The organism is Oceaniovalibus sp. ACAM 378 (assembly GCF_008085915.1).
Classification (GTDB): Bacteria; Pseudomonadota; Alphaproteobacteria; order Rhodobacterales; family Rhodobacteraceae; genus Oceaniglobus.
Map to the genome: position 1 here is coordinate 1 of NZ_VSJK01000052.1, position 5463 is coordinate 5463.

A 5463-nucleotide genomic window follows, 5' to 3' on the forward strand; every position below is an offset into this window, starting at 1 on the left:
CACTTTGCGCTCAACGCAGGACGGCGCTCGAAGCGCACCCCGCGCAGCCATCACATAAATACCGTAAATGCCCTCATCGGGCGATTCCGCGGCTTCATGCAGCCGTTCTGCGGTCCGGCCTCCAGGAACCTCGCAGCCTACGGCCGATGGCACGCCGCCCGCGACAATGTGGGGCGCAGCCATCGGGACGTGCTCAGCCTGCTGCTCGTGTCAGGCGCTCACACCAACACGATTTGCTGACACCGCCCCCTCACATCTGATATGTGTATTAGTCTTGACCTCCCCCCTCATCTGACATAAATTTTTATTTATGCACGCACAATCGATAATAGCCGTCGATAGATAGCGTCCCGTATCCAGCGGCGGTCTCGACATGAGCCCGTAAGATTTTCAGATTTTTCAGCCATTAATTCGCGATCGCTCGCTTTCAGAAGGAAGTGAGAAAGTAACGAAATGAAAAAATGGTATACTGCTGATACCCATTTTGGCCACAAAAACATCATTAATCACTGCAACCGTCCGTTTGAGAGCGCTGATGAGATGGATGCCGTGCTGCTCAAAAACCTTCGGGAAGCTGTCGGGCCGGAGGACCAACTTTGGATTATTGGTGATTTTGCGTTTGGTCGGAAAGCAAAAAACAAGGAATGGGTGCGCTCGATTTTTGATCAGCTACCCGGCGCTGAAAAGCACCTGGTTGTCGGAAATCATGATAAAGACAGCGTGCTGGAGCTCCCGTGGACGTCGATCACCGACACCGCCGCCGTCCAGGATGGCTCGGAAAAAAAGTGGCATACGCTGTACCATTACCCTTTGATCACCTGGAACAATGCCCGTCGGGGCTCACTAAATCTCTTCGGTCACGTCCATAATAACTGGCCAGGCTCTAGAAATTCGGTGAATGTGGGTGTCGATCTCTGGGACTTCAAACCTGTTCAGTTTTCTGAAATCGAGAAGCGTGCAGCAACCCTTCCGATTAACCCGATCTGGGCAACTGTGGAGCCCGGCGCAGTGCTGTAATCTGGACCTTTAAACACGGTTCTGGCGCGAAGGTCGCTGCGGATATTATGAACTCGTCAAATTGGCACTTGCATGGGTTCAGGGCGGAGCGATCATGAAAGAAAAATGCTGCCGTCAGTCGCTGATGCGAAGTCACCTGCAGGCTCTGTTTGGCCAAAGTTAGGTCACCAACCGGAGCACTCTGCATCGAGGTATCGGCGAACACCGTAGAGGTCGATGATTTGGCCGCTAAGCATAATCTCGAGCCCAGAGCGTCCGCCAAATGCGCTGTTTTTTGCCTTGATCCATTGGTGCGCGCGAGACGTGTCCTGGCCGAACATATACCGTGTGCCTGTGTGGATACCTAAGAGCAGCGACAACCGTGTCCCTAAGTCGCGATTAATACGACCGATTTCCCCCTGCCTCCAACGGGTCAATGTGCGCTGTGTCATCCCGCCCAGTAGCTGGCACGCGTCTTCATCTGATAGTTTCCAGCGATCAAACAGGTTAACGATGGCGCGGGCTGCTGCATGCGCCTCATCGGCCGTCAGATCCTGAGAGGGAGGGGCGGGCTGGATATCAGAACTCATCTTACTCCCATTTTCGTATTTGCGTATCGGTACGATACCGTTAAGAATTAGAAAATGCCACTATCATGAGTATGTGAGGGGGCATCGTCAAGTTGCGGGGGGACGCACGTGGCGGTAGGTCTTCTTATGACCAAACCCAAGCAACCTGGTGCCTTCTTAGGCCACCGTTTCCCACCTGAGATTATCGCATACGCTGTCTGGGCCTATCACCGATTCCCCATGAGCTTGCGCGATGTCGAGGACCTGTTGGCCGCGCGCAGAAGTGTGGTCAGCTATGAGTCAATCCGCTCTTGGGTTGCGAAATTCGGCCTGAAATATGCCCAAGTAATCCGCCGTGATCGTCCGGCAACGGCGGACAAATGGCACTTGGACGAAGTCGTTGTTCCGATAAACGGCAAGAAATATTGGCTCTGGCGCGCCGTCGATAGCCGTGTCGATGTGCTCGACATCTTCGTGCAGCCACAAACGGACCGCAAGTCACTTTTTCCGCTGGTTATTCAAGGCATTTGGTGCGCCGCGGGTGATCGTCACTAATAAACCCCGAAGCTACGGGGCTGCCTTGAAAGATCTTTCTGCGGAAATAGAGCATCGCAGCCACAAAGGTCTGAACAATCGATGCGAAGGGTCACACAGGCCGACACGGCGGGGAGAAAAGATCATCGGTCGTTTCAAATCACTCCGCTAGGCACAGCGGTTCTTGTCCGCCCATGATCAGGTCCAAAACATCTTCCGGCCGCGCCGACACACCCTTTCAGCCGCTTGTCTGTTCCAGATGCAGACAGAGATTGTCAGTTGTGTCGAAAAGTTTCGCAATGCTCGGATCGAGAGAATAGCGGCTGGTTGAACCTCACGGTAAAGATTGTAGGCTTCCTCGCATTGGAGCGGTCGGTCACAATCGGGCAACCGGGTGAAGGCACTCCACCAACGGTTCAGAAATCGCGGCTTCGCCGACCGAGAGCGACTCGACGAAGGTCAGCCTGCCTTGGTTCGTAAGCGACGGGGTGAACGCCCCCGGCGGCATCGAATGTGCCAAGGTAACGAGGTGTTGAAACACTGATACGAGGAGAGCGTCCATAAACGAGGTTAGCGTCATCGGCTTGGATTTAGCCAGGAACGTATTTTAGGCGCATGGCGCCGGGGGTATCCGTCCGGTGCCGGGGCGGTTTCAGGCTTTTTCGGGGTGCCAGTTCTAGGGCATGAGTTCGTCGATGCGATTGATCTTGTGATCGGGTAGGCGCTGGAGGACCCATGTGACCCACGCCTCGGGGTCCGCGCCGTTCAGCTTGCAGGTTTCCATGAGCGTGTAGGCGATTGCAGCGGCGTTCCCGCCTCAAAAGCCATCTGTTTGCGATTGTACGACCTCCACGCGGCCTTAACGTTGCCCAAGATTCCTCTATCTAACTGTCTACGATGGCTGGCCCAGACCCCTGCATGGTCGGCTTTTGTGGTGTCGTGATCCTGCATTAGATTGGCCCTCCCTTACAGTACCTTTTTGGCAACCCGCCTGATTAGTAAACGGGTTGCCAGGGCGGTGTCAGCAAAGCGTGTTGGTTCGCGCTTTGTTCTGACATGTTAGTGAGGTATGCTGAGGCTTCCGAAGTTCCAGGAGACCCGCCATGCGCCGCTTCGAACCAGCTGAATTCGGCCGTCTGCTTGCCCGCCTGACCCCGCAGGAGTTGCGCCAAGCCGAAGGGCTCGTTGCAGATGCGCGCAAGCGTGCCGAGGCGGTCCTGGAGATCGACGCGCGTGCCGATGCTGGCGGCCCGGCGGCGTCCTGTCCCCGCTGTGGGGGTGACGCGCGCACCCGGTGGGGTCGGACCAGAACAGGCACACAGCGATGGAACTGCTCGGGGTGCGGAGTAACGTGGTCAGGCCGCAGCGGCACGCCGCTGGCCCGGGTTCACCGCCCCGACCTCGTTGTCGCGCTAGCGCGTGATATGATCGAGGCGCCGCAGCCGATGTCCTGCCGCCGCGGGGCCGAGGTTCTGGGTGCGTCGCGTCACAGCATCTGGCGCTGGCGAATGGCGATCATCGGCGCTCTGAAACCGGAGCCCGACGCCACCCTTACTGGCATCGTCGAAGCCGATGAAGGCCACCAACGTGAGAGCCGAAAGGGGTCGAGGGAATGGGTCAGGCACCGGCGTGACCCCGTGAACCACCCGGTGCCGCCCCGCCTGGGATGGCGCGCCTATCGGCGTAGGGGCGGTTCGGCGGTAGCGCCTCCGGGAGGCTGGCGGGCCTGGGAGAAGAAGCTCCTCGCGGCAACCGATCGCGCTGGTCACCGAGCCTTCGAGGCTATTGCCGACGCGGGCCAGGCGGCGATCTCCGGTGCCCTGTTGCCCGTGATGGCGCCGGATGCGGTGCTCTGCACGGACGGGTTCGTCACCTACGAGCGGATCGCGAAGGACGAGCACATCCCGAACTTCGCGCTCAACGCCGTAAGGCGATCGAAGCGCACCCCGCGCAGCCACCACATCAACACCGTGAATGCCCTGATCAGCCGTTTCCGCGCCTTCATGCAGCCCTTCTGCGGGCCGTCATCTAGGAACCTCGCCGCCTACGGCCGATGGCATGCCGCCCGAAACAACGCGGACCGCTCCTACCTTGATGCGCTCAGGCTGCTGCTCGCTTCAGGCCCTCGCGCCAACACGGTTTGCTGACACCGCCGGTTGCCAGTGTGCGGTTGTTGGCACCTTGATTTATTCAGTATCTGAAACTGCGAATTCCAACTTGACTTTGAGGTCATCGAGATCGCGGTCACGTCGATTGTAGTTAGCCCCAACCGCCAGATCCAAAGTATCGCTCTCAATATCATTCTCGGAGAGCTCATCTCGGATCTCCCTTAAACGATCCTGACTTTCGCTAAACAGATCCCGATTTTTGGATGTTTGGCTACGCCAAGCTCGCTGCATGCTTGTGCGGAGTTCGTTAATTTCGGAGATGCTGACGACATCATTAACAGTTGCGTTGATATCGTCCCTCAACTCACGCTCTTCGGCTTCCAGTTTTTGGCGCTCAGCCTTAGCTTTTTGGAGCTTGGCATCTAATGCGCTGAGTTCGCTTTTTGTCTCTGCCAGATCGGAGATGGCTTGTTTTATAGCCTCACATGCAGATTGCTCACTCTCAATGTCATTTAGCCGGGATTTGATCATTGCGCGGACTTTCTCGACTTGCGCGTCGGTCAAGTCAACTTGATCGCTCATGGCAATCTTCTGTGGCAGTCCAGACGCATTCATTTCGGCAACCCAGGTCTCTAAGCGTTTTATTGAGCGATTCCCGACTGTCCAGCACTCATTCCTGCTATCCCATTTGGCGTTTTTGAATACCCGGCGAAACATATCCTTAAGGTCATAATGAAACTGTACACTAGCGCCATCAGCGCCGTTGTTTAGCAATGTTATTTCAATTTCGCCAGTCATAGTCTTAGTCATAATGTGTCATCCTTTGCTGTGTTGTTTGCCTTAATAGTTATATACTCAGATGACACCTAATTGCAAATATTTTAAACGTTTATTTCCTAGTCACTTTAATCATTTTTAAAGGAGACACCTATTTATGGAGGAGTAGGCTGCGATACCGTCACACACTGTTGCAACCAAGTAGAAATGTCCGTCGGCCCGCAAAGTAGAAATGTCCCACTTGGTGGTCCGCTATCATGGGTGGGCAGGGCGGAGACCTCATATATCGCAGCCCTGAACAGCCATGCGGGCGTGGTCATTCGGCGGCGTGAGACGGGGCAGCTTCGGCTTTTTTCTTTGCACGTTTGGCCAGCTTAGAGTTCCAACCTTCGGTATTACGGCGGCCATTTGGATGATAGCGTGTCGCTTGTTTGCCGGCGCGCCGTTTCTTTGGGGCCGCTTCGTCCTGTTCAGCTTTG

General features: G+C 55.9%; 6 protein-coding genes and 1 pseudogene. 4 read left to right on the plus strand and 3 right to left on the minus strand.

The features are described from left to right. Together FQ320_RS26220 and FQ320_RS24935 are read left to right on the plus strand one after the other, a co-directional pair. Nucleotides 1-240: hypothetical protein (locus tag FQ320_RS26220; protein WP_370513106.1), on the plus strand; the 240-nt coding region annotated here is incomplete at its 5' end. A gap of 213 nt (nucleotides 241-453) precedes the next feature. Further along, nucleotides 454-1017 (plus strand): metallophosphoesterase, encoded by a 564-nt coding sequence (locus FQ320_RS24935; protein WP_148475959.1) that lies wholly within the window; start codon nucleotides 454-456, stop codon nucleotides 1015-1017. 164 nt (nucleotides 1018-1181) lie between these two features. Here FQ320_RS24935 and FQ320_RS24940 read toward each other — a convergent pair whose 3' ends face one another. Continuing rightward, nucleotides 1182-1586 carry an MbcA/ParS/Xre antitoxin family protein gene (locus FQ320_RS24940; protein ID WP_148475960.1) on the minus strand — a complete coding sequence of 135 codons (405 nt, stop codon included), beginning with the start codon at nucleotides 1584-1586 and terminating at the stop codon, nucleotides 1182-1184. Between the two features lie 126 nt (nucleotides 1587-1712). Here FQ320_RS24940 and FQ320_RS24945 point away from each other — a divergent pair. After that, a pseudogene (locus FQ320_RS24945) lies at nucleotides 1713-2430 on the plus strand (IS6 family transposase). Nucleotides 2431-2775: 345 nt separating this feature from the next. On the opposite strand, the gene FQ320_RS24950 reads toward FQ320_RS24945, so the two are convergent. Beyond that, entirely contained in the window at nucleotides 2776-2883 is a 108-nt protein-coding gene (locus tag FQ320_RS24950; protein WP_370513107.1) for a transposase domain-containing protein, read from the minus strand. Between the two features lie 319 nt (nucleotides 2884-3202). Here FQ320_RS24950 and FQ320_RS24955 point away from each other — a divergent pair, with 319 nt between their 5' ends. Further along, nucleotides 3203-4246, plus strand: coding sequence for an IS1595 family transposase (locus FQ320_RS24955; RefSeq protein WP_148475961.1), 1044 nt, complete (start codon nucleotides 3203-3205; stop codon nucleotides 4244-4246). 39 nt (nucleotides 4247-4285) lie between these two features. Here the strand turns inward: FQ320_RS24955 and FQ320_RS24960 are convergent, their stop codons facing one another. Beyond that, nucleotides 4286-5017, minus strand: coding sequence for a hypothetical protein (locus FQ320_RS24960; protein WP_148475962.1), 732 nt, complete (start codon nucleotides 5015-5017; stop codon nucleotides 4286-4288). Nucleotides 5018-5463: the final 446 nt, after the last annotated feature.

Coding starts and splice junctions, on each gene's coding strand:
- FQ320_RS24935 (WP_148475959.1), top strand. CDS start 454: ATGAAAAAATGGTATACTGCTGATACCCATTTTGGCCACAAAAACATC.
- FQ320_RS24940 (WP_148475960.1), bottom strand. CDS start 1,586: ATGAGTTCTGATATCCAGCCCGCCCCTCCCTCTCAGGATCTGACGGCC.
- FQ320_RS24955 (WP_148475961.1), top strand. CDS start 3,203: ATGCGCCGCTTCGAACCAGCTGAATTCGGCCGTCTGCTTGCCCGCCTG.
- FQ320_RS24950 (WP_370513107.1), bottom strand. CDS start 2,883: ATGGAAACCTGCAAGCTGAACGGCGCGGACCCCGAGGCGTGGGTCACA.
- FQ320_RS24960 (WP_148475962.1), bottom strand. CDS start 5,017: ATGACTAAGACTATGACTGGCGAAATTGAAATAACATTGCTAAACAAC.